This window comes from Streptomyces sp. NPDC002867 (assembly GCF_053591895.1).
Genome location: NZ_JBSFUR010000016.1, coordinates 22,793 through 44,736, shown reverse-complemented (window position 1 = coordinate 44,736; position 21,944 = coordinate 22,793). Strand labels below are relative to the sequence as shown.

20 protein-coding genes are annotated in these 21,944 nt (G+C 70.9%); 11 read left to right on the top strand and 9 right to left on the bottom strand.

Annotated elements, in window-relative coordinates; translation table 11 throughout:
• The first annotated feature begins 265 nt into the window (after positions 1 to 265).
• A complete protein-coding gene (locus ACWD0A_RS17590; protein ID WP_451298993.1) occupies positions 266 to 874 on the top strand; it encodes an Rv1733c family protein in 609 nt (202 codons plus the stop codon).
• A 129-nt stretch (positions 875 to 1,003) separates the two neighbouring features.
• On the top strand, positions 1,004 to 3,436 hold the full coding sequence (locus tag ACWD0A_RS17585; RefSeq protein ID WP_451298991.1) for a right-handed parallel beta-helix repeat-containing protein: 2,433 nt from the start codon (positions 1,004 to 1,006) through the stop codon (positions 3,434 to 3,436).
• A 43-nt stretch (positions 3,437 to 3,479) separates the two neighbouring features.
• Here the strand turns inward: ACWD0A_RS17585 and ACWD0A_RS17580 are convergent, their stop codons facing one another.
• Positions 3,480 to 5,933 (bottom strand): hypothetical protein, encoded by a 2,454-nt coding sequence (locus ACWD0A_RS17580; protein ID WP_451298989.1) that lies wholly within the window; start codon positions 5,931 to 5,933, stop codon positions 3,480 to 3,482.
• Between the two features lie 223 nt (positions 5,934 to 6,156).
• Here ACWD0A_RS17580 and ACWD0A_RS17575 point away from each other — a divergent pair, with 223 nt between their 5' ends.
• The 7 genes from ACWD0A_RS17575 (at position 6,157) to ACWD0A_RS17545 (ending at position 11,813) form a co-directional block, all read left to right on the top strand.
• Positions 6,157 to 7,002 carry a DeoR/GlpR family DNA-binding transcription regulator gene (locus tag ACWD0A_RS17575; RefSeq protein WP_451298987.1) on the top strand — a complete coding sequence of 282 codons (846 nt, stop codon included), beginning with the start codon at positions 6,157 to 6,159 and terminating at the stop codon, positions 7,000 to 7,002.
• A gap of 411 nt (positions 7,003 to 7,413) precedes the next feature.
• Positions 7,414 to 7,617: a cold-shock protein gene (locus ACWD0A_RS17570; protein ID WP_004986771.1), complete on the top strand. Its 204-nt coding sequence runs from the start codon at positions 7,414 to 7,416 to the stop codon at positions 7,615 to 7,617.
• Between the two features lie 367 nt (positions 7,618 to 7,984).
• The gene (locus tag ACWD0A_RS17565; RefSeq protein WP_451298985.1) at positions 7,985 to 9,484 is read left to right on the top strand and encodes a DEAD/DEAH box helicase; all 1,500 of its coding nucleotides are present in this window, start codon (positions 7,985 to 7,987) and stop codon (positions 9,482 to 9,484) included.
• Between the two features lie 45 nt (positions 9,485 to 9,529).
• Complete coding sequence (locus ACWD0A_RS17560; RefSeq protein ID WP_451298983.1) at positions 9,530 to 9,928, top strand: CBS domain-containing protein; 399 nt, start codon at positions 9,530 to 9,532, stop codon at positions 9,926 to 9,928.
• A gap of 50 nt (positions 9,929 to 9,978) precedes the next feature.
• Positions 9,979 to 10,287, top strand: coding sequence for an SCO5918 family protein (locus ACWD0A_RS17555; protein ID WP_451298981.1), 309 nt, complete (start codon positions 9,979 to 9,981; stop codon positions 10,285 to 10,287).
• A gap of 789 nt (positions 10,288 to 11,076) precedes the next feature.
• The gene (locus tag ACWD0A_RS17550; RefSeq protein ID WP_307716819.1) at positions 11,077 to 11,415 is read left to right on the top strand and encodes a helix-turn-helix domain-containing protein; all 339 of its coding nucleotides are present in this window, start codon (positions 11,077 to 11,079) and stop codon (positions 11,413 to 11,415) included.
• A gap of 236 nt (positions 11,416 to 11,651) precedes the next feature.
• Positions 11,652 to 11,813: a hypothetical protein gene (locus tag ACWD0A_RS17545; protein ID WP_451298979.1), complete on the top strand. Its 162-nt coding sequence runs from the start codon at positions 11,652 to 11,654 to the stop codon at positions 11,811 to 11,813.
• A 21-nt stretch (positions 11,814 to 11,834) separates the two neighbouring features.
• On the opposite strand, the gene ACWD0A_RS17540 is transcribed toward ACWD0A_RS17545, so the two are convergent.
• The 3 genes from ACWD0A_RS17540 to ACWD0A_RS17530 all read right to left on the bottom strand — a co-directional run bounded on the left by ACWD0A_RS17540 (position 11,835) and on the right by ACWD0A_RS17530 (position 14,383).
• Positions 11,835 to 12,536 carry a bleomycin resistance protein gene (locus tag ACWD0A_RS17540; protein ID WP_451298977.1) on the bottom strand — a complete coding sequence of 234 codons (702 nt, stop codon included), beginning with the start codon at positions 12,534 to 12,536 and terminating at the stop codon, positions 11,835 to 11,837.
• A gap of 144 nt (positions 12,537 to 12,680) precedes the next feature.
• Positions 12,681 to 13,325, bottom strand: coding sequence for a CBS domain-containing protein (locus ACWD0A_RS17535; protein ID WP_451298975.1), 645 nt, complete (start codon positions 13,323 to 13,325; stop codon positions 12,681 to 12,683).
• A gap of 401 nt (positions 13,326 to 13,726) precedes the next feature.
• Positions 13,727 to 14,383 carry a DUF4360 domain-containing protein gene (locus tag ACWD0A_RS17530; protein ID WP_451298973.1) on the bottom strand — a complete coding sequence of 219 codons (657 nt, stop codon included), beginning with the start codon at positions 14,381 to 14,383 and terminating at the stop codon, positions 13,727 to 13,729.
• A gap of 225 nt (positions 14,384 to 14,608) precedes the next feature.
• Between ACWD0A_RS17530 and ACWD0A_RS17525 the strand changes: the two genes are divergently transcribed.
• Positions 14,609 to 15,064 carry a VOC family protein gene (locus tag ACWD0A_RS17525; RefSeq protein ID WP_451298971.1) on the top strand — a complete coding sequence of 152 codons (456 nt, stop codon included), beginning with the start codon at positions 14,609 to 14,611 and terminating at the stop codon, positions 15,062 to 15,064.
• A 21-nt stretch (positions 15,065 to 15,085) separates the two neighbouring features.
• Here the strand turns inward: ACWD0A_RS17525 and ACWD0A_RS17520 are convergent, their stop codons facing one another.
• The 4 genes from ACWD0A_RS17520 to ACWD0A_RS17505 all read right to left on the bottom strand — a co-directional run bounded on the left by ACWD0A_RS17520 (position 15,086) and on the right by ACWD0A_RS17505 (position 20,149).
• The gene (locus ACWD0A_RS17520; RefSeq protein ID WP_451299171.1) at positions 15,086 to 15,625 is read right to left on the bottom strand and encodes an IS5 family transposase; all 540 of its coding nucleotides are present in this window, start codon (positions 15,623 to 15,625) and stop codon (positions 15,086 to 15,088) included.
• Between the two features lie 184 nt (positions 15,626 to 15,809).
• Positions 15,810 to 17,426 carry a phospholipase D family protein gene (locus ACWD0A_RS17515; RefSeq protein WP_451298969.1) on the bottom strand — a complete coding sequence of 539 codons (1,617 nt, stop codon included), beginning with the start codon at positions 17,424 to 17,426 and terminating at the stop codon, positions 15,810 to 15,812.
• A gap of 265 nt (positions 17,427 to 17,691) precedes the next feature.
• Positions 17,692 to 19,008 carry an LCP family protein gene (locus ACWD0A_RS17510; RefSeq protein WP_451298967.1) on the bottom strand — a complete coding sequence of 439 codons (1,317 nt, stop codon included), beginning with the start codon at positions 19,006 to 19,008 and terminating at the stop codon, positions 17,692 to 17,694.
• A 265-nt stretch (positions 19,009 to 19,273) separates the two neighbouring features.
• Complete coding sequence (locus ACWD0A_RS17505) at positions 19,274 to 20,149, bottom strand: phosphotransferase (protein ID WP_451298965.1); 876 nt, start codon at positions 20,147 to 20,149, stop codon at positions 19,274 to 19,276.
• Positions 20,150 to 20,213: 64 nt separating this feature from the next.
• Between ACWD0A_RS17505 and ACWD0A_RS17500 the strand changes: the two genes are divergently transcribed.
• A complete protein-coding gene (locus ACWD0A_RS17500; RefSeq protein ID WP_451298963.1) occupies positions 20,214 to 20,696 on the top strand; it encodes an SRPBCC family protein in 483 nt (160 codons plus the stop codon).
• 47 nt (positions 20,697 to 20,743) lie between these two features.
• Here ACWD0A_RS17500 and ACWD0A_RS17495 read toward each other — a convergent pair whose 3' ends face one another.
• Positions 20,744 to 21,940 (bottom strand): PLP-dependent cysteine synthase family protein, encoded by a 1,197-nt coding sequence (locus ACWD0A_RS17495; protein ID WP_451298961.1) that lies wholly within the window; start codon positions 21,938 to 21,940, stop codon positions 20,744 to 20,746.
• Positions 21,941 to 21,944: the final 4 nt, after the last annotated feature.

Here is a 21,944-nt window from a genome sequence, read left to right as displayed (position 1 = left end):
CGCGCGCCGGGGGCGCACGTCGCCGCACCGCCCTCGGTCCGCCCAGCCTTGGGCACCCCGCAGAGCCCTCCGGTACCCGTTCCGTGGAAATCGCCGTCCGGCGGGAACCGTTCGCGGCGCGCCCTGCGTTGGACCCGTCGCGAGGACATCCTCGCGACGGACACGGGGGCCGACGGGAGGGGGTGACGTTGCTCTCTCTTCGCGCGACCCGCCCTTGTTCCGTGTCGTATCGGACTGTCACGGACACAGAAGGGGGTGGCGAGCAGTGCGAGCAGCCGCGGGAATCTGGCGCTGGCGGCACAATCCCCTGCGCCGTGCAACGGACCTCGCCGAGGCGTGGGTGGCCCTCGTCGCGGCGCTTCTCCTCGTCACGGCCGCCCCGGTCGTCGGCTGGATCACCGGCACGCTGACGGACGAGTCGCTGCGGCAGTCCGTGCGGATCCAGCGCCAGCAGCGCCACGCCACGACGGCCACGGTCCTGGGACCGGCCACCGTGGCGGGCCCCGCGGCCTTCGACACTGAGTCCACCGCGGCGAGCGAGCAGCGCCGAGCGGTGGCGGCCGAATGGACGGCCCCCGACGGCACCCGGCGCACGGGGAGCCTGACGACCGGTCTGCGGTCCTCACGCACGGGTGCCACGTTCACGGTCTGGACCGACGGTTCCGGCCGCATGGTCCCCCGCCCCATGGAGCCCGGCACGGCCCGCGTGCACGCGACGCTCGCCGGGGTCGGTGCCGCCCTGGCCCTCGGCCTGCTCGTCGAATGTGCCAGACGGATCGTGCTCTGGCGGCTGGTGCGGCGCAGATTCGCCGACCTGGACCGGGCCTGGGCCGCGGTGGGTCCGGACTGGGGACGGGCCGGTGCCGGCAGCTGACTCCCGGTCCCGTCAACTCCCGTCCGCCGCGCGCGCTACGGTGGTGCGACCCCCACGCGGGGGGCGGGACGCGTCCCCGTGAGCGGCGCGGCGATGCACGAAAACACGAGGTGGGGGCTAGGCAGCGCCATGGCACAGGGCTCGGTCCAGGTGACGCACACCGGCACATCGCGGTGGCGGCGCCGCACAGGTGAGTACGCGTCCCTCGCCGCTGCTCTGGAGGCGGCCGGCGACGGCGACGTCCTCACCGTGGCCCCGGGAACGTACCGCGAGAATCTCGTGGTCCAGCGGGCGGTGACGCTGCGCGGGCCGGAGGGCGCGGTGGGCTCGGTGCGGATCGCGCCGGTGGACGGAGTTCCGCTGATCGTGCGCGCGTCCGCCACCGTCCAGGACCTTCATGTGGAGGGCCAGGACTCGGCGGCCCCCGCGCTGCTCGTGGAGGACGGCGCACCGGAGCTCACGGACCTGCGGATCGTGACCCGTTCGGCGGCGGGTCTCGAGGTGCGCGGTGCCGCACGCCCCACGGTGCGCCGCTGCACCGTGGACAACCCGGCCGGTGTCGGCATCGCCGTACTCGACGGCGCGAGCGGCGTGTTCGAGGAGTGCGAGGTGGTCGCCGCCGGTCAGTCGGGGGTGTCGGTGCGCGGCGGGGCCCATCCCCGTCTGGACCGGTGCCGGGTTCACCACGCCTCCGGCGCGGGCGTGACCGTGACCGGTGAGGGCACCGGCCTGGAGGCCGTCGGCTGCGAGATCTACGAGGTCAAGGGCAGCGGGGTGCAGATCGCGTCGCGAGCCACCGCGCATCTGACCGACTCCTCCGTGCACCGCACCACCGCGGACGGTGTCACGCTCGACACGGATGCGGTGCTCACCCTCTCCGACTGCGACATCCACGACATCCCGGAGAACGCGATCGACCTGCGGTCCCGTTCCGTGCTCACGCTCACCCGCTCGACGGTGCGCCGCTTCGGGCGCAACGGCCTGTCCGTGTGGGACCCGGGCACGCGGGTGGACGCCAACCAGTGCGAGATCCACGACAGTACGGGCGACTACCCGGCGGTCTGGGTCAGTGACGGCGCGACCGCCGTGCTCGACTCCTGCCGTGTGCACGACGTCCCGGACGCCCTGTTCGTCCTGGACCGCGGCTCGCGCGCCGACGTCGTCGACAGCGATCTCTCCCAGGTGCGCAACACGGCGGTCTCCGTGAGCGACGGCGCCACCGCCCAGCTCGACGACTGCCGGATCCGCGAGGTGTCCACCGGCGCCTGGTTCCGTGACCACGGCAGCGGCGGCACGCTGAACGGATGCACGATCGACGCGGCGCAGACCGGCGTGATCGTGACCAAGGGAGCGGACCCGCTGATCGAGCGCTGCACGGTCACCTCGCCCGCCGAGGCCGGTTTCTACGTGTCGGCAGAGGGCCGGGGCACCTTCCGCGACTGCCGGGTGACGGGCAGCGGCGGTTACGGCTTCCACATCATGGACGGCTGCCGCACGATGCTGAGCCGCTGCCGCACCGAGCGCTGTGCGCGCGGCGGTTACGAGTTCGGCGAGGACGACGGACCGATCGTGGAGGACTGCACGAGCGACGAGAGCGGCACGGTGCGGCCCGGCGCCGAGCGCGCCATGGCCGTGCTGCCCGCCGCCCCGCAGTCCCCCGGCCTGCTCTCGGCCCTCCCCGCCGCCCGGAGCGCCGCTCCCCCGGCCGCCGGCGAAGGCGCGGGGCCGGCCGCGCCCGCCGCCGAGCCGGCGCGCAGCTCCGGAGCCGTCCTCGGTGAACTGGACGCGCTGGTCGGCCTGGACAGCGTCAAGCGCGAGGTACGCACGCTGACGAACATGATCGAGGTGGGCAGGCGCCGCCAGGAGGCAGGGCTCAAGGCCGCCTCCGTACGCCGCCATCTGGTCTTCACCGGTTCCCCCGGCACCGGCAAGACGACGGTCGCCCGGTTGTACGGCGAGATCCTGGCCTCGCTCGGGGTCCTGGAGCGCGGCCATCTCGTCGAGGTGTCCCGGGTGGACCTGGTCGGCGAGCACATCGGCTCGACGGCGATCCGCACCCAGGAGGCGTTCGAACGGGCGCGCGGTGGTGTGCTGTTCATCGACGAGGCGTACGCGCTGTCGCCCGAGGACTCCGGCCGCGACTTCGGCAAGGAGGCGATCGACACCCTGGTGAAGCTGATGGAGGACCACCGGGACGCGGTCGTGGTGATCGTCGCGGGGTACACCGCCGAGATGGAGCGGTTCCTGAACGTCAACCCCGGGGTGGCGTCGCGCTTCTCACGGACCATCAGGTTCCCGGACTACGCGCCGGAGGAGCTGCTGCGGATCGTCGAGCAGCAGGCCGAGGAGCACGAGTACCGGCTGGGCGAGGGAGCGGCGGAGGCCCTGCTGAAGTACTTCACGGCGTTGCCGAAGGGACCGGCCTTCGGCAACGGCCGTACCGCACGGCAGACGTTCGAGTCCATGGTGGAGCGGCACGCGGTGCGGGTGGCGGAGCTCGTCGAGATGAGCACCGACGATCTGAGCCTGCTCTACTCCGAGGATCTGCCGGACCTGCCCTGAGGGGCTGTCCGGCGGATCGGGCCGGACAGCCCTCGCGGCCAGGTCAGGGCTCGATCCTGGCCTGAGCGGGCACGGCGGGGGTGAGCCGGTCGAGCAGATGCGCGCGTTCCTTGGCGAACGACGGGTCGGCCTGGTAGTCGGAGTGCCCGAGGATCGGCTCGGGCAGCGGGTAGCGGCCCGAACGGCCGTGGACCAGCGGGTCCTTGAGCGCGTCCCGGTCGACGTCGGGGTGGCCGTTGGCAGCGGGCACCAGCACCGGCCCGCCGATGGGGTCGGTGGTCCGCCACAGGTTGCGCCAGCAGTCCATCTGGCTGTTGAGCTCCCGCAGCGCCTCCGGCCCGAAGTAGGCGGGGAACCAGCGGCCGTAGAGGCGTTCCAGCGGTGATCCGTACGTCAGCAGGGCGACGCGGCGGCGGGTGGCCTCCGGCAGCTGCCACACGGCCGCCGCGGCGAGCACACTGCCCTGGGAGTGTCCGGAGATCACGAGCCGCCCGCCGGTGCGCTCCGTCCAGGTGCACATGCGCCAGGTGAGGTCGGGTACGGCCCGCTCGGCGTAGCAGGGCGGCGCGAACGGGTGGGCGGCGCGCGGCCAGAACGTGCCGACGTCCCACAGGATGCCGATGGTGCGCCGGGCGGACGCGTCGCGGTAGGCGCGCCGCCCCATGGTGACGAACAGGAGGAAACCGAACCCGACGAGCCAGGAGCCGAGCGCCTGGGCGGCCTCGGCCGTGGACTCGGTCAAGCCGTCGCTGTCACCGAACGCGCGGCCCGGCACCTCTCCGCTCACCCACGCGCCGACGACGGCACCGATGCCGAGCAGGAGTGTGGCCCCGGCCAGGAGGCCGACCAACAGGGGTGCGTCGTCGGTCAGTCGGGCCCGGGCGCGGGTGCCGGCAATGCGCCGGGTGCGGACGGGATCAGGCTGGTCCTCGCGGTACTCGGCCTCGACGACGGGGCCGAGGCGGCGCCCGAGGACCCAGGTCCGTACGGCGAGGGCGAGCGTGGGCAGCAGCAGCACGGTCAGCAGCACCGGTATCACGGCGGCCTGCCAGCTGAGCAGGACGGGCGGGCCGGGAATGGCGCCGTGCTCGTCCATGCCGGGCGTGCCCGGCCCGTCGAGCCAGTCGGCGACGCGCTGGGCCACGCCGCCGGTCATCACGCCGCCGAGCGCGCAGGCGAGCATGGCGACGGCCGGCCCGCCGAAGCCGTGGAGCACAGCGCGGGGGTGGCGTGCCCGGCGGTGCAGCCGCAGGGCGACCACGGCGAGGGCGACGACGAGCGCGCCCTGGGCGAGGGCGATCACACGGAAGGTGACGTCGCCGGGGAGTGTCGCCGCCGACTCCCAGGAGGGCCGGGACCAGGCGGCGTAGAGGAGCGCGAGGGCGAGCAACGCCAGGGCGGCGCCCGGGAGATACCGTACGACGGCCCCGTCGATCCGTGCGTCGACCCGCCTCTCGCTGCGCCCCCTGCGCAGCACCACCCACAGCACCGCGGCGCCGGCGAGGGCCAGTGCGGTTTCCAGCAGTACGCCGCAGGCCTTCAGCAGGGTGTCGTCCGCCGAGCGGTCGTGGCGGGCCGCGGCGCCGGCCACCGCGGCGGCGACGGTCAGGAATCCGGCCGCGGTGTGCGCGGCGCGCAGCCGGGCGACGAGCCTGCGGCCGTACCAGAAACCGGGCCTGCCGAGCGCGGGCCGCACGAAGGGCCTGCGCGGCCCGGGGGCCTGCGCGCCGCCCCCTTCGTGGTGGGACACCTCGTCGGACTCGTCGCCGTCCTCGGCGTCTTCATCGCCGTCGAAGTCGTCACCGTCGTGGGAGCCGACACCGTCACCGTGATCGGAGTCGACGCCGGCGACGCACCCGTCGGCGGCGGTCGGCGGCCGCTGGGACTCGTACGCGCTCCAGGTGCGGTTGGACAGGTACCACAGCAGCACCACGAGCGCGGCGGGCACCACGGCCGCGAGCGCCAGCCGCCGACCGGGCTGGGACCACCAGCCGCCCCGCTCGGCCGACAGGAATCCGAGCCAGGCCCGTTCCCCGCTGCACGCGGCCGAGCCCGCGCACTGCCACGCCAGCAGGTCCAGCGCGACCTCGCAGGCCGCGGCCGTCAGAAGGATCGTGAGACTCAGCGCGACGAGCCGCACCAGGGCGCCGTACAGGCGGGTCGTGCGCCGGCTGTCCTTCGCCTTGGGACGCATCCAGTGGGCGAGGTTGGCGACCATGAACGGGAGCAACAGCAGCCACAGGGCCCGCGCACCGTTGCCGGAGGTGAGGTTGGACCAGCAGTACGCCTCGGGAACGGGCCGGTCGAGGTACTCCTCGGGGTGCTGCTCGGCCTCGGCGTCGTCGGCGCGCCGGTGCACGGCGGCCTTGTCGTCGCCGGTGATCCGGACGGTGCGCGGGTCCTTGAGCATGTCCTGCGGAGTGGCTCCGCCGACGCCGTGGACCAGCAGCTCCAGCGCGGGCCCTTCACCGTGCGATGCCGGGGTGGCAGGGGACACTGAGGTGACTCGCTCTCTCGTCGCGGGGTGGGTGAAGGGAACGGCGGGTGCGCGGCCGTGCTGCGTTTCGTGACCAGAATCCCGGATCATGACCGTGCGCCGCACGGCACTTACGGAATCTCCCCGAGCCGGGCCCAAGGGACGCGTGCGAGGATGAGGAACCCTGGCCGACAGGCGCTGTGACCCGATGCGGCGACGACACGGAAGGACCGGTCCCCCGGCGGTGAGCGACAACCAGAACCTGCTCGCGGAGCAGCGGCGTGCCCTGATCCTCGACGAGGTCCGACGGCGCGGCGGCGTGCGGGTCAACGAACTCACCCGCAGGCTGAACGTCTCCGACATGACGGTGCGCCGCGACCTGGACGCCCTGGCCCGCCAGGGCGTCGTCGAGAAGGTGCACGGCGGAGCGGTGCCGGTCGTCGAGGCGAGCACGCACGAGCCGGGGTTCGAGGCCAAGTCGGCGCTGGAGCTGAGCGCCAAGGAGGACATCGCGCGGGCGGCGGCGCGGCTCGCGGTCCCGGGCAGTGCGATCGCCATGTCGGGCGGCACCACGACGTACGCGCTCGCGCACCATCTGCTGGACGTGCCCGACCTGACCGTGGTGACCAACTCGGTGCGCGTCGCGGACGTCTTCCACTCGGCCCGTGGCACGGGCCCGGCGGGCGGCCCGCGGCCGGGGGCCGCGACGGTGGTGCTCACCGGCGGCGTGCGCACGCCGTCGGACTCGCTGGTCGGGCCGGTCGCGGATCAGGCGATCCGGTCGCTCCACTTCGACGTGCTGTTCATCGGCGTGCACGGCATCTCGGTGGAGGCGGGTCTGTCGACGCCCAATCTCGCGGAGGCGGAGACGAACCGCCGGCTCGTGGAGGCCGCGCGGCGCGTCGTGGTGGTCGCGGACCACACCAAGTGGGGCACGGTGGGCCTGAGTTCGTTCGCCCGGCTGTCGGACGTGGACACGCTGGTGACGGACACGGGGCTCACGGCCGAGGCGCGCGAGGAGATGGCCGAGTACCTGCCTGGTCTGGTCGTGGCCGGTGAGGACGAGGTGGCTCACGGGCAGGGCGGCTGAGCGACACATTCAACCGGCAAGTTTCAGCACCGACCCGGTGATCATGTCCCGCAGCGGGGCCTGCCGACGAGTCTCATCGAGATGCTGAATGACCGCCCCTCGAGCCGACGCTGTGTTCCGGACCAACCAATATCTGTGCCCGCGAAATGAGAAATCGACGCAGCACCTGATGAGGTTTCTGACATCACAGGCGGAGCTAAATTACTCGCCGCGCACGGCCGATCGCGGGCGTGCTACTGTCGACATCAGTTGCAGTTGTGGTTCCCAGAGCTTCAAGCGCCCTCACCGGCTTCACAAGCCAACGAGAGTTCTTTTGTATTTCCCGTCATTTCGCGGGCAGGGCAATCATCACGGCGACACGGACTCCGCACAGTGCGGAGTCCGATGCACTGCCCCGAAGGAGATTCAAAAATGGCTACTGGCACCGTGAAGTGGTTCAACGCGGAAAAGGGTTTCGGCTTCATCGAGCAGGACGGTGGCGGCGCTGACGTGTTCGCCCACTACTCGAACATCGCCGCCCAGGGCTTCCGCGAGCTGCTCGAAGGCCAGAAGGTGAGCTTCGACATCGCGCAGGGCCAGAAGGGCCCGACGGCGGAGAACATCGTTCCCGCCTGACGCTGACGCGCACAGTTCGTAGCTGGGGCCCGCACCTTGGGTGCGGGCCCCAGCTCGTTCCACTTCAGGGCACAGCCCCTTTGTCACGCCGTGGCGATTTCACCGGCGGCATGATTGTGAGAGCTCCGCAGCCCCTCAGTACGGCGGATGCTCCACTCGAGGCTCCGGACCCCCAGTCCGTCCAGAGCTCCCCGTACTCGGCGCCCGGTCTCCCCGCACCGGATGGCGCCACCCATTTTCAGCGCCTCGACCCGAGAATTCCCTCGCCGGTCGGTCCGCTTTCGCATGATGGCCCGTTCCTGCGATTCTCTGCGCCGTTCATTCCGCAGAAATTCCTTGGTACGTGCCGCTTCGAGGAAGGTTCTGCATGAACCGCACACGTACGAACGACCGTTCCACCCGCACCCGTACCGCCGGTTCCTACTCCGGAAAGGGCGGCAGCCGCTCGGGCGCCCCGGCCTCCAACCGCTCCCGCACTCCGGGCCGTTCCGGTGGCTACGGGCGCCGTCCCGCCGCGCCCCAGGGCGAGTTCGCCCTGCCGGTGACGGTCACCCCGGCGCTGCCCGCCGTCGAGGCGTTCGCCGATCTCGACATGCCCCGGCCGTTGCTGGCCGCGCTCGTCACCGAAGGCGTGACCGTCCCGTTCCCGATCCAGGCGGCGACCCTGCCCAACTCCCTCGCGGACCGTGACGTACTCGGCCGCGGGCGCACCGGATCCGGCAAGACCCTCGCCTTCGGCCTGGCGCTGCTGGCCCGAACGGCCGGCCGGCGGGCCGAGCCCCGGCAGCCGCTGGCCCTGGTGCTGGTGCCTACCCGGGAGCTGGCGCAGCAGGTCACCGACGCGCTCACTCCCTACGCCCGCTCCGTGCGGTTGCGGCTGGCCACGGTGGTCGGTGGGATGTCGATCGGCAGGCAGGCCGGTGCGCTGCGTAGTGGGGCAGAGGTCGTCATCGCGACGCCGGGCAGGCTGAAGGACCTCATCGAGCGGGGCGACTGCCGCCTGGACCAGGTCGACATCACGGTCCTGGACGAGGCCGACCAGATGGCGGACATGGGTTTCATGCCGCAGGTCACGGCGCTGCTGGACCAGGTGCGTCCCGGGGGGCAGCGGATGCTGTTCTCGGCCACCCTGGACCGCAACGTCGACCTTCTGGTCCGCCGGTACCTGACCGACCCGGTGGTCCACTCCGTCGACCCGTCCGCCGGTGCGGTCACCACGATGGAGCACCACGTGCTCCATGTCCACGGTACGGACAAGCATCGGGCGACGACCGAGATCGCCGCCCGAGAGGGCCGGGTGATCATGTTTCTGGACACCAAGCATGCCGTCGACCAGCTCACCCGCCATCTGCTGAGCAGCGGTGTACGGGCCGCCGCCCTCCACGGCGGAAAGTCGCAGCCGCAGCGCAACCGGACCCTGGCCCAGTTCAAGACGGGGCATGTGACGGTCCTGGTGGCGACGAATGTCGCGGCACGCGGGATCCACGTCGACAACCTCGACCTCGTGGTCAACGTGGACCCGCCCAGCGATCACAAGGACTACATCCATCGCGGGGGCCGCACGGCGCGCGCCGGCGAGTCCGGTCTCGTCGTCACCCTGGTGACGCCCGATCAGCGCCGCGGCATGACCCGTCTCATGTCCGATGCCGGGATCCGCCCGCACACCACCCAGGTCCGTTCAGGTGAGGCCGAACTGAGCCGCATCACCGGCGCGCGGACTCCGTCGGGCGTCCCCGTCGTCATCACGGCACCGGTGGCCGAGCGCCCCAGGCGCAGCGCCTCCGCCTTCCGTGGTCGCCGCAGCCGGACCGGCCAGACGGCGCGCCGCACGGCTCAGCGCCAGTCCGTCTTCGACGCGGCGGCCTAGGACTTCCGCGACCAGACCCCTGACCCACTTCCGCAGGAGGCACTTTTGACGCTGGTCCAGATGCAGCCGCACCCGGCGGGTTCCGCCACCAGGACTGTGGTCTCCGCCATGGACGCGCCCGGACCGCAGGTCTGGGACGACATGACGGTGGAGGTGGCCCTGTCCGTCATGGCCGGTGCCCATGCGCGGCACCTGCTCGTCAACGACGAGGACGGCCGGTGCACGGGCCTGATCACTCAGGCCCAGCTCACCGGCGTCCGCGACAGCTCCGCCTACACGGACCGGGTCCGTCTGCGGGACATCCTCGGCGACGCAGGACCGTTCCCCTCGCCCGTGACCACGATGGTCGAAGCGGAGCACGCGATGCGGTACCGGCAGCTCGGATCCTTGCCCGTCGTCGACGAGCACGGTTGCGCCGTGGGCGTTCTCACCCTCCCGCGCTGACCTGCCGGCGCTCCCCTGGCCAAACCCTTCTCCCCCAACTGTGAGGCACCATGCGCTGCGTCATCGCCCGTTTCCCGTTCGACCTGTCCAAGAGCGGGGTGCTGGCGTCGATGAAGGGCGTCAGGCCCGAGCCGATCAAGGGTGACTTCGTGATCATCGGCCGCCGCCACTACCCCGTGATGCAAGTGGGCGAGGTCATCACCCGGCAGGACCGTCGCGACTTCACCGCCGGCGAGGTCACCAGGGCCGTGACCCGCCTCGGCTTCACGTGCCGGACCCAGCCCGTCGCCACGCCCGCGCGTGACCTCACTCCGTTCGAGGAAGCGGCGGCCCTGCTCGGCAGCTCCTCCGCCGTGTAGCAGGCGCAAGAGGCGAAAGGCGGGACACACGACGTGACAAGGGCTCGACCGGCACTCGCCGGTCGGGCCCTTGTCGCGTTCGGCGTCCGGTCGGACGACAGCCGACCGGGCGGGAGGTGCGTCGGAGATCGGCAGACCCGTCGGGCGGGCCCACTGGCCATCGCACGTGGCGGCGCCTCCCGCCGCGTGCGATGGCCCGGACCGGAAGAGCGGGGCAGTCTGCCGCTGCCGCGCGCGGATTACCCCGGCCATGAGCACTCAAAATCTATGCTCGCCACAGTAGACATTGGACTGCCACCCAGCTAACGTTTCTTTCGCAGGAGAAGTCGAATGAGACCCGGCAGAGACGAACTGCCGGGTAGCGGTACAAGAAGGTTCGCAGGACGGTGCGACTGCGGAGTTCCGAAGCCACGTTGTTCGCAGGACGGCGACGGGACTGGCAGGCGCACCGGGCGGCCCGCAGGCCGAGGGGCTGCCGACAGCAACACCAGCAGTTCGCACCACCAGTCAGTTGCCGGTGATCGGCTCGACGGAGAAATGGAGGAAGCAGACGCCATCAGGATCGCCCGGGCACGGAGGATTCCGCCCGGGTACCGCAAGACCCCGGAATGGAAGGTGGTCCCCGGTCACGCATCCGCGATCCCCGTACTCTCGCCCTCTCCCGGGCGAAGTGACGGACACAGCAGATCGGCACAGCAAGTAGAGCCGATAGATGGTGTTGAATTTCCTTCGGGGCCCTGGTGCCGTACAGCACCAGGGCCCCTCGACGCGTTGCACAACGAGGTGAGAATGACAGCAGACACTCCGCTCAGTGGTCGCCTGGACGACGACGACTACCCCGCATACACCATGGGACGTGCCGCCGAGATGCTCGGCACGACTCCCGGCTTTCTCCGCGCCATCGGTGAGGCCCGGCTCATCACCCCGCTCCGCTCGGAGGGCGGACACCGCCGCTACTCCCGCTACCAGCTTCGGATCGCCGCCCGCGCCCGCGAGCTCGTCGACGAAGGCATGCCGGTCGAGGCCGCCTGCCGCATCGTCATCCTCGAGGACCAACTCGAGGAAGCCCAGCGCATCAACGCGGAGTTCCGCCGCGCGGCGGCCGCAGAAGGCGACGAGTCCCAGTGAGCCCGTCCGGGCCCGAAGGCCCGGCTGCAGCGCACGAGGTCGTCGCCCCCAGCGACGAGCAGGCCCGGTACGGAGCCTGACCGCACTGTCGCATCGCGCCTTGTCCATGCCCCCGATGCCACCGGCCTCGCCGATGGCGGCCGGTGGCTCCGGGTCCCGCGCGGACTTCTCGGACGCTGCGCAGACGCGGGTCAAGGCCCACGATTCCCGTCCCGACCGACCGCGTCCGCAACCGGGTGAAGCGCGGCTCCCACGGCGGGCGGCCGCCGAAGTTCGGCAAGACCGACGACAAGCAGCGGCTTGCCGTCGCACCACCGGGCCGTCGCCACGAGGTACGACGACTCGCCGTCCGCTACGAAGCGACCGTGCTGATCGCAACCATCAACGAGTGGCTGTGACCAGCACTTTCGCAGCAGACCCTAGCCCCGCAGCTCCTCGAGACGCTCGAGGTCGTCGTGCACCGACTCCCGCTCCTGCGCGGTGAGGTGGACTGCGGCGGCCCTGGTGAGCGCGGACGACGCGGTCCCTTCGTCACCGAGGCGCCCGGCGACATCCGCACGCAGCACGAGGAGGCGAAGCAACTGCACGGGCGTGGGCCGCTCGTCCTCGATGCGCAGCACCCGGTCGATGATTTTCGCGGCGCCCGCCGGGTCGTCCCTCGAGTCCGCGAGGAGGGACGCGTGATGCAGGGCTCGGGAAAAGATCTCCTTGGGTGCGGGCCGGTGGTGGTGGTCCTGACTTGTCTGCTGCCCGATGCGCAGGCAGTTGCCGCCCGGGTCGGTCACGAGGAACTGCCGTACGCCGTGCGACGTGTCCTTCAGCGGCCCTATGCGCGGCAGCCCGCGGGTCGGGATTCTTCCGTACGCTGCCTTGAGCCTGGTCCGGAAGACCTCGTGCAGCCCATCGACGTCATCGGTTCGGATGTAGCACGTGCTGTATGAATCGGCCGGTTCGTACCGCTTCATCCCGAAGAAGTGGAGCTGAATGCCGCCGCGCTCCACGACCGCGTACGGATTAGGGCTCTTCTGCTGGAAGGTCACCTCGAATCCGAGGACGGTGTAGAAGTCGAGAACAGGCTGGATGGTCCGGCACGGCAGCATCGGAATGGTCGTCTCACTCATGCCATCCAGACTAGTCAAACTTGAATAGCAAGAGGCGGGTTTGTTGATGATCGCCTGTGCTTCTTACTGCCGTCCGTCCGCCGACTCGACGAAAGACTCCGCCGGGCGGCTCCTTCTGACCAAGATCCACTTTCGCAAAACGCCCTAGCCCTCCCCGGCGGCGGCGAGGTGGGCCTCCACGGTGACGACACCGTCGACGCCCTGGCAGAGGCCCACGACCACCGGGACCAGACGCGGTTCCGGGACGTGACCCCGGAGAGTGACGGCACCGTCCCGGACCTCGACCGCGACGGTGCCCTCGTCCAGGCCGAGGATTCGCCCCAGGACGTCCTGCTCGACCTCGCCGCGGATCTCGGCGTCGGAGCGGATGAAGGCGTCGAGCAGGTCGCTGCGGCTGACGATGCCGGTGAGGAGCCCGTCGTCGCCGACCACCGGCAGCTGCTTGACGTGCCGCCTGCGAAGTTCCCGCGCGGCCCGGGTGATCGTCCAGTCGGCGCGGGCGGTGAAGACGGGGCTGCTCATGAGCGCGCCCGCGGTCCGGGCGCGCGCCTTGCCCCAGGCATGCTCGTCGTTCCCGTCCTGCCCCTGCGGATCGGGCAAGCCGGTCTCGTGCCGCAGCACGTCGGACGCGGACACGACGCCGACGGGGGCACCGTCGTCGTCGACGACCGGGGCCGCGACGATGTCGTTCGCGTCCAGCAGGGCGGCGACCTCCTGGAACGGTGTGTCGGGACGGAGGGTGACGACCTCCTCGGTCATCACGTCACCGACCGTGCGGCGGTACAGCATGGCATCTGCCTCCTCCGCTGTGCGACGGGGTGGTCGCGGTCGGACCGCCTGAGCGGACCACGCGCGGCGCGCCGGCCTCCGCGGCCCTGCCGGCTCGTCAACGCGTCTTCCCTACCCATGACAGCACCCCGCCGCTCCGGCGACCAGTGACATTTGACCTGGCGAGGAGGGCCAGCGGCCCCACGGCCAGGAGTGCCGCCGAGTGCGCGGTAGGTGCCGGCACCCTCGACGCCATGTCCGCGTCCGTCTGGAGTCGAGGGTTGCAGTCGGCCCCTGAGCGTTCTGGTTGGCCTGGGTGAGCGCTACATGTGGCCCGCAGGGTAGCGGCCGGGCACTTCACATGTGTCTGGCCAACCGGCCCGGCGGCCGACACGTCGGGCGCCGGGCCGGCTACGCAGGCGTCAGCGCACCGGGCACTTCTTCCAGGCGAAGTGGTACTTGGTCGTGAAGCTGCCGTCTGTCGAGTCCATCGCCATGAAGCTGGTGGTGTTGGCCGTGTCGGAGCGTCCTCCGTCCACGAGCAGCTCGGTGTTGATGTTGAAGTTCCGCTCCTCACCGCAGGGCTTGTGGACGAGGGCGTGGATGGCAGCTGTGTCGGAGACCTGCCAGTTGTCCTGGAGCGGGCCGTGGAACCGGTGGCTGCGGTACGACGTCCGGGACATGCCCTGGAAGTAGTAGCTGGCCCGCTGCGTGGCGCTCGCGCCGTTCTGCAGGCTGGCGAAGCCGCGATAGTCGGCCTTGGCGATGGCATAGGTGAAGCCCTGCGGGGCGTACACGTTCAAACCGAGCTGGCAGTTCTTGCGGAAGTCCGTCGGCTTGGCGCCCTTGCCGACCTGGGCGAGGTACTCGCTGTAGGTGACGGTGAAGGCCGTGTTGTCCGGCGCGACGGCCACGGTTGCGCTGCCGGGTCGGCAGCCCGAGCCGTTGACGGAGACGAGGTCGATCGTGACCTTGTCGGGCGGGGCGGGGGATTTCATGACCGCCGTGGCCCCCGAGGGCGGGGTGAAGGCGGCGACAAGTGCCGCCGTGGCGCCACCGATGAACACTGTTCTGAACATGGGGTCCCTTCTGATCGCTCAGTGCGCCCGCTCGAACCACTTCGATGGGGCCGTCACCCATAGCGACACAAAGTCGACCACGAGGTGACTCTGAGCCGCGGGACCCACGCCGAACACTTGCCATGGCAGCCCTACCACGCCACCTGACGCCACCCCACGCCACCTGACAAAGCGGCGTGTTGCGAAAGTGGATCGTCTGTCAGACCTGCCTGGGATGCTCCGAGCATGGAGATGACAGCGCAGCTGACGATCGACTGCTCCGATCCGCAGAGAATGGTGACTTTCTGGGCCGAGGCCCTGGGCTACGTGCCTGAGCCTCCGCCTGGCGGGCACGCCACGTGGCGTGCTTACTGGGCGGCGGTGGGGGTGCCCGAGGCAGAGTTGCCGGCCGGTGCCGGGGATATTCCGGAGTCGATCATCGATCCCGCTGGACGGGGACCGAGGGTGTGGTTCCAGCAGGTTCCGGAGCCGAAGGTCGCCAAGAACCGGTGGCACTTCGACCTGAAGGTCGGTGGGGGCCGTGACGTCCCACTGGGCGTCCGCACACAGCGGGTCAAGGCTACGGTGGAACGGCTGGTCAAAGCTGGTGCCACCGTGCTGCGGATCAAGGATGAGCCGAACATGGGGTTCTACGCCGCCGCCATGCAGGACCCCGAGGGCAACGAATTCGACGTCGTCTGAGGGCCGTTGCGACGGTGCTGGTCACAGCCACTCGTTCACGGCTGCGACCAGCACCGTCGCCTCGTAGCGCACGGAGAGCTTGGCGGACCTCGTTGCCACTGCCCTGTGCCTTTTAAGGCGGTTGATCCCGCACTCGACCGCATGGCGCTCGCGGTAATCCACCGCATCGAAACGCGGCGGTCGGCCGCCACGGGAGCCGAGCTTCCTGCGGTTGCGGGCCTGGTCAGCCTTGTATGGGATGGTGCAGCGGATTCCACGGCGGCGCAGGTAGGCGCGGTTCTTGCGGGAGGAGTACGCCCGATCGGCGCGTACTCGATCGGGGCGGACGCGTGGCCGGCCCAGTCCGATGCGGGGTGGGCGGGCATTCTCCAGCACGGGCTCGAATTGCGGCGAGTCGCCGCGCTGCCCGGCCGTCACCACGATCGACATGGGCTTTTGGCCCTGCCCGACAGCCACGTGCAGCTTGGTGGTGAACCCGCCACGTGAGCGTCCCACGCCCTGGGCGAGCGCAACGGGAGACGTCCAGCGCTGGGCCCCGCTGCGGCATCCCGGGACGCACAGGCATCAGGGGAACGAGAGGGTGCGGGCGAACAGCGTGGAGTCTGTCCTTCCCGGACGTGGGTGAGCCCAGGAGAATCACCGGCGTCCGTCCGGCACCTGCGTGAGGACATGCGGCTTCAACTCGGCCAGCCGGAAGCCCTTCTTGGACTACAGCGAGAAGGGGAAAGGCGGCGCCACCGGCTTCTCAGAACGTCTTGCGCAGCCGCAGCCGAAGCGGGCGGCCGTCCGGATCGATGATCACGCGGTACAGCGGCATCGCGAGAAGCCGCTTCACCCGCGAAAGCTCCGGTGGCCGGTAGGTGCGCAGACGTCCGGGCGGCCTCGGACCGGACCGGCCCCTTTCGTGCCAGGAGTCCAGCGCGGCCGCCGCCGACGCGAAGGCGTCGAAGGCACCCACCGGATCGCACAGGACGTCGGGGGCCTGCGGGTCTCCTGGCGCCTCCTGGTCCAGGTGCTCGCGCGCGAGCGTCAGCCGGAGGTTCCTGGCGAAGGGGCGCGCGCCGTCGCCGAGGCCGGCGGGGTCCTGCGGTTCCCGGGGGTCCGTCGTCTCGTCCAGAACGGCGCAGCTGAGTTCGGAATCGTGCGTCCAAGAGCGCAGGTTGATGTTGTCGGAGCCCACCGCGGCCCACACGTCGTCGACCACGCACACCTTGGCGTGCACGTACACCGGTGTCCCGGCATGGTTCTCCAGCCCGTATACCGCGACCCGCCCCTCGCCCGCCCGTCGCAGTGTCTCCAGGGCGGTGATGCGGCCGATCAGGTTCATCGGCAGCGTGAGCGGGCCGTCCTGTTCGGGGACGGAGGGGATGACGGCGATGAGGCGTAGTCCTGGATTCGCTCGGAGCGCCCGGGCGAAGTGCTCCACCACCTGCGGGGACCACAGGTACTGGTCCTCCAGATAGATGAGTGCCCGGGCCCGCCGCAGTGCCTTCAGATAGGCACGCGCGACGCTGCGCTCGCCGTCGGGGGCGAAGTCGTAGCCTCGCAGCAGCCGGTTGGGGTACGTGCGCAGCACCTGCACCGAGTGTGTGCCGCACGGCGCGGGATCGGGCAGCTGAGGGGGCAGTGGGTTCGCGTGGATGTCCTCCCGGTGCAGCATTTCGCGCAGCCGGGACAGCGGGCTGCGGGTGAGGGGCGCCGGATCCGTCCAGCGTTCCCGGAAGACGGTCTCGATGTCGCCGACCGCGGGGCCCCGGATCGCGAGCTGGATGTCGTGCCAGGGCGGATGCGGTCCGTACGCTGCGGCGATGGGCTGGGAGCGGTCGTCGCCGCCGTGGTCGATGTCGTCGTTGCGGTTGTGCGACAGGTCGATGCCACCGATGTACGCGACGTCCAGTTCGGGGCGCCCGGGATGGCGCAGGACGACGCACTTCTGGTGGTGTGTGCCGCCGGGACGGACTCGCATGTCCAGCAGATACTCGCCGCCTCCCGCCCGTACCTCCTCGCCGAGGTGGCGGTTCTCCTCCTCGCTGAACTGGAGACTGTCCAGGTGGGAGCGCCACACCAGACCCTTGACGACCACTTTGCGCCCGGCCGCCTCGCGCAGCACGGCACCGATCTCGGTCCCGGGGCCGGCCAGCCGCTCGTCGGGGTCGCCGCGCCAGTCGGTGAACAGCAGCAGGTCTCCGGCCCGCAGAGCGCGGACGGCGGCGAGCAGCTCGGCGAAGTACGTCGCACCGTGGACCAAGGGGCGAACTTCATTGCCGACCGACCACGCCGTCCCGTCGGGGCGCCTACGATCCAAGCGGGTTGCGGGATTGCCGCGCTCCCTGGCCGTCAGCAGCCAGTCGATGGGTTCCACGGACGGCACCTCCGACATTCGACCGCAGGGCACCACGTGTGCTTCCGACGGTCTCTTTCGTACCACTTCAGGGCCGATCCGGCAGCCGCTGCCTGTTCCGGTGAGCGGCCCGACGCCGGCGCGGGTCGGCGGGGCCTCGTGCGCCGGCTGACGCGAACCGCCGCACGATCGCGGCGCCGCAACCGCTGCCTCATGGTGCGGAACCCCACCTGAGGATGAGGCCGGGGTCTGTTCGACAGGCCCAGCGGTTCCTCGGCGTCGGCCCTCAGCGGTGGGGTCGATACGCCCTGGTCACGTTGGAGCAGCGTAGACGGTCCGCTGTGACGGGGGCGCCGTCCGCGACGTTGCGGTCGTAGGTGACGGTTCTGACCGCGACGGGCTCGGAACCGACGGCGACGTCGAAGAAGGCATCGGCCCGCGAGGTTGCCCGCAGGTGCGCCCCGGGCAGGGCCGCGGCCAGTGTGGCCGCGTCCGCTTCACGCCGGACGGGGTAGGTGATGACGGCGGGGCCTGCGGGTCGTACCGCCGGAGCCGACGCCGAGGTGTCCGTCACGACGAACTTGCTGCGCCGAAGAGCCTTGGCCACGGTGGCGTCGTCGACACGTACCGCGATTCGGGCGGGATCGGTCTCGGCGCGTGTTTCCGGCACGGGCAGGATGCGGGTGTCGCCGGTGATGGGGCGGTCGGCGCGCAGGGCGTCCCACAGGGCCTCGGAGCGGACGTCGTGCCAGAGGAGCGTGGAGCCGACGCCGGGCACCCGGTGGTCGAAGTGGGAGATCGGCACGGTGGCGAACTCCGTCCGGTCCGCCGACAGCCGCCCCAGGGACCAGCCGATGCGGACAAGATCGTCCAGACTCGTGCGCTCGTCCGTGCGTACGGACTTGAGCAGCGTGTGAGCCGTGCTCGCGGCGCTCGCGGGGCCGGTCAGCGCCCCTTTGGCCGTCAGGTCCGCCAGCATGCCGGCGAGCAGTCGCTGCTGGCGGCGGACCCGGCCGAGGTCTCCTGGTCGGTCGATGTGCCGGGCCCGGGCGTAGCGCAGTGCTCCGTTTCCGTCGATGAGATGGCCTCCCGCGGTGATGTCGAGGCCGGAGTTCTCGTCCTTGAGCGGCTTGTCCGTGCAGACGGTCGCTCCGCCCAGGTTGTTGACGGCCTGTTCGAAGCCGGTGAAGCCGGTCTCGAGGTAGTGGTCGATGCGCAGCCCGGTGGCCTTCTCGACGGTGCGTACGGCGAGGGGACCCCGGCCGATCTTGAAGGCGCCGTTGATCTTGCCCCGGTGGGCCGGAGTGGTGGCACCTTCCGGTGTGGCGTACTCGACGTAACTGTCCCTGGGGATGGAGACGATGCTTGCGCGACGACGGTCCTCGGAAAGGTGCACGAGCATCATCACGTCAGTGCAGTCGCAGCCCTCGCCGCCGACGTGGAGGCGCCGCTTCTCGGCAGCAGACAGGCCGGCACGGCTGTCTGTCCCCACGATCAGGATGTTCGTGCCGCGGCCGGTGGCCCGGGCTTCCGGTGCGCCCAGGGCGGAGTCGGCCTGTCCCGCGAGCCAGGGCCCGGAGACCAGGGAGGACAGCAAGGCCACACCCACAGCGAGTCGGCGCATCACACACCCCGAGAGAGTAGGGAACACGTGGGACGGTAACGGGAAGAGGTGGACGAAGCGTGCTACGAGCGATCGGCACGCCGCCGAGGCTGCGGTAGTCACCCGCGTTGTCCAGCGCGGGTCTCGGACTGCCCGGTGGTCCTTCTGCCAACGGCCGCAGAACGTTCGCAGTCACGGTGCGAGTCACGTGCCCCGCGCGCCTGTCCGGCCCGTGGTTCACCGTGCCCCGCGCCGGGGTGCTTGATCACTGGTGGACCGATGCGGTGAGGCGTTGCAGTGCGGCGTGGGCGGGTCGGCCCCAGGTGGACTTGCCTCCGGGGCGGCCGTGGACGCCGGCGTCTCCGATGTGGATGCCGCTGAGGGCACGCAGCACCGCCCAGCCGCGAGCGCGGCGCAGGGTCGCGGCGTCCGGGCTTGGCCGGTAGGTCTCGTGGAAGAGGTCGGCGGCGCCGTCCGGCAGCAGGATCCAGGCGGCGGCGAGGTCGAAGGCCGGGCCGCCGGCGAAGAGGTCGCCGAAGTCGATCACACCGCAGAAGGTGCCGTTCGTGGTCAGGATGTCGGCCGGGTGCAGGTCGCCATGGAGCCAGAGTCTTGGGCCTGCCCAGTCGGGTGCGGCGGCGGCGTCTGCAGCGCGTCCGCAGACTGCGTCGCCCAGGGCAACCGGACGGTGAGGTCGTCGCCGAGCCGCCACACTTGGTTGTCCCGGCCACGCGCTCCGAGCTTCAAGGGGCGATCCGCCAGGTCGGGGTGCTGCTCGCGCAGCAGATCCCGGATCAGCTGCGCGGTGATGTCCATCGCGGTGGCTGTCATGTGGAGCAACGGTCGGGTAGCGGTCTGCCCGGGCTTCGGGCGAATCCGCGTTCCGGCGTCGACCGCACGTCGAACTCGCTCGGCGTTTTCGCAGTCCAGCGGACGTGAAGGCGGTCTTCACCCTCGTGGTCACGGGGCTTTGTACGGCGGGCTGAACCAGGGCGGATCGATGTCGCGTTGCGTCGTGCCCTGGTCGGGGTCGCGAGGCGCAGGGCGGGACGGGTGCTCGCGGTGCAAGCGGGGCGCGTCGACCGCACGCGAGGCGCAGGGCGGGACGGGTGCTCGCGGCGAAAGCCGTAGGGGCGGACATCCTTCGCCCCCGCCGCTAGGGTGTGCGGTCCCCACACCCTTCGCCGCCACTGGAGGTCCGCACCATGGCACGCCAACTGCGCCCGGTCGAGCTGGAGTTCGTGGAGAACGCACCGATACGCCTGGTGTTCTCGGCCCCCGTGTCGGCCGTGCCGTCCGCCGTGTACGCCACGCTGGCCGAGGACGTGGAGCACCTGCCCGAGTGGTTCACGGCCGTGACAGCGGCCCGGTCGACGGAGGGCGGCGCGGGCCGCGAGGTCAGGCTCAAGGGCGGCACGGTGTTCACCGAGCGCATCCTGGCCAAGGAACCGGACACCCGCTACGCGTACCGCGTCGAGCAGACCAACGCCCCGGGCCTGCGCGCCCTTTTGGAGGAGTGGCGGATCACACCGACGGCGACGGGATCACGCATCCAGTGGACCTTCGCCGCCGACGGACCGGCTCCGCTGCGCCTCGCGCTGCTGCTGGGCAGAGCAGGGCTGGGGCGTGCCTTCAGGGACGCGGTGCGCAATCTGGACCGCCGGCTGGCCGGACCCGGCACGCCCTGACGGGCGCGGCCGCGCCCGTACCCCGGAGGACCAGCTCCGAGCGGCGTTCAGCAGGGCCAGGCGCCGGTGCTCAGGAACGACTCGATCGCGACCGCGTACGGCCGGATGTCCAGGCCCTGCCCGGCCAGCCATTCGTCGGAGTAGTACTTGTCGAGGTAGCGATCGCCCGGGTCGCAGATCAGGGTGACGACGCTGCCCTTCTCGCCCCTGCCCACCATCTCGGCGACGATCTTGAGCGCGCTCCACAGGCCGGTACCCGTCGATCCGCCCGCCTTGCGGCCGATGGCCGTCTCCAGGGCGCGTACGGCGGCGACACTCGCCGCGTCGGGCACCTTCATCATGCGGTCGATGGCGCCGGGGACGAAGCTCGGCTCCATGCGGGGCCTTCCGATGCCCTCGATGCGCGAGCCGCAGTCGCTGCTCGCCTCCGGGTCGCCGTGGGTCCAGCCGTCGAAGAAGCAGGAGTTCTCCGGGTCGGGGACGCAGATGCGGGTGTCGTACTGCATGTAGTGCACGTAGCGGGCGATGGTCGCCGACGTGCCTCCCGTGCCGGCGGTGGCCACGATCCAGGCGGGCTCCGGATAGCGTTCGAGCCGCAGCTGCTGGTAGATCGACTCGGCGATGTTGTTGTTGCCCCGCCAGTCGGTGGCCCGTTCCGCGTAGGTGAACTGGTCCATGTAGTGGCCGCCGGTCCGCTCCGCGAGCGCGGCGGACTCCTCGTACATCCGGCGCGAGTCGTCGACGAAGTGGCACTGCCCGCCGTGGAACTCGATCAGCCGGATCTTCTCGGGGCTCGTGGTGCGCGGCATCACGGCGATGAAGGGGACGCCGATCAGCTTCGAGAAGTACGCCTCCGAGACGGCGGTCGAGCCGCTGGACGCCTCGATGACGGGCTTGCCGGGCCGGATCCAGCCGTTGCACAGGCCGTACAGGAACAGCGAGCGGGCCAGGCGGTGCTTGAGGCTGCCCGTCGGGTGCGTGGACTCGTCCTTGAGGTAGAGGTCGATGCCCCATTTCTCGGGCAGCGGGAAGCGCAGCAGGTGGGTGTCGGCGGAGCGGTTGGCGTCGGCCTGCACCTTGCGCACGGCCTCTTTCAGCCAGGTCCGGTACGCGGGGTCGGTGCGGTCCACGTCGACGGTCGCGACCGCCCCGGCCGTGGGCGGAGCCGGGTCCGCATCCGGTCTCACCCGTTCGGCGGGTACGTCGCCCGCCTCGCCCGCCACTGGATTCTCACGCGTGCTCATGAGT

Coding starts and splice junctions, on each gene's coding strand:
- ACWD0A_RS17585 (WP_451298991.1), top strand. CDS start 1,004: ATGGCACAGGGCTCGGTCCAGGTGACGCACACCGGCACATCGCGGTGG.
- ACWD0A_RS17570 (WP_004986771.1), top strand. CDS start 7,414: ATGGCTACTGGCACCGTGAAGTGGTTCAACGCGGAAAAGGGTTTCGGC.
- ACWD0A_RS17565 (WP_451298985.1), top strand. CDS start 7,985: ATGAACCGCACACGTACGAACGACCGTTCCACCCGCACCCGTACCGCC.
- ACWD0A_RS17555 (WP_451298981.1), top strand. CDS start 9,979: ATGCGCTGCGTCATCGCCCGTTTCCCGTTCGACCTGTCCAAGAGCGGG.
- ACWD0A_RS17550 (WP_307716819.1), top strand. CDS start 11,077: ATGACAGCAGACACTCCGCTCAGTGGTCGCCTGGACGACGACGACTAC.
- ACWD0A_RS17540 (WP_451298977.1), bottom strand. CDS start 12,536: ATGAGTGAGACGACCATTCCGATGCTGCCGTGCCGGACCATCCAGCCT.
- ACWD0A_RS17535 (WP_451298975.1), bottom strand. CDS start 13,325: ATGCTGTACCGCCGCACGGTCGGTGACGTGATGACCGAGGAGGTCGTC.
- ACWD0A_RS17530 (WP_451298973.1), bottom strand. CDS start 14,383: ATGTTCAGAACAGTGTTCATCGGTGGCGCCACGGCGGCACTTGTCGCC.
- ACWD0A_RS17525 (WP_451298971.1), top strand. CDS start 14,609: ATGGAGATGACAGCGCAGCTGACGATCGACTGCTCCGATCCGCAGAGA.
- ACWD0A_RS17505 (WP_451298965.1), bottom strand. CDS start 20,149: ATGTCCGCCCCTACGGCTTTCGCCGCGAGCACCCGTCCCGCCCTGCGC.
- ACWD0A_RS17500 (WP_451298963.1), top strand. CDS start 20,214: ATGGCACGCCAACTGCGCCCGGTCGAGCTGGAGTTCGTGGAGAACGCA.
- ACWD0A_RS17495 (WP_451298961.1), bottom strand. CDS start 21,940: ATGAGCACGCGTGAGAATCCAGTGGCGGGCGAGGCGGGCGACGTACCC.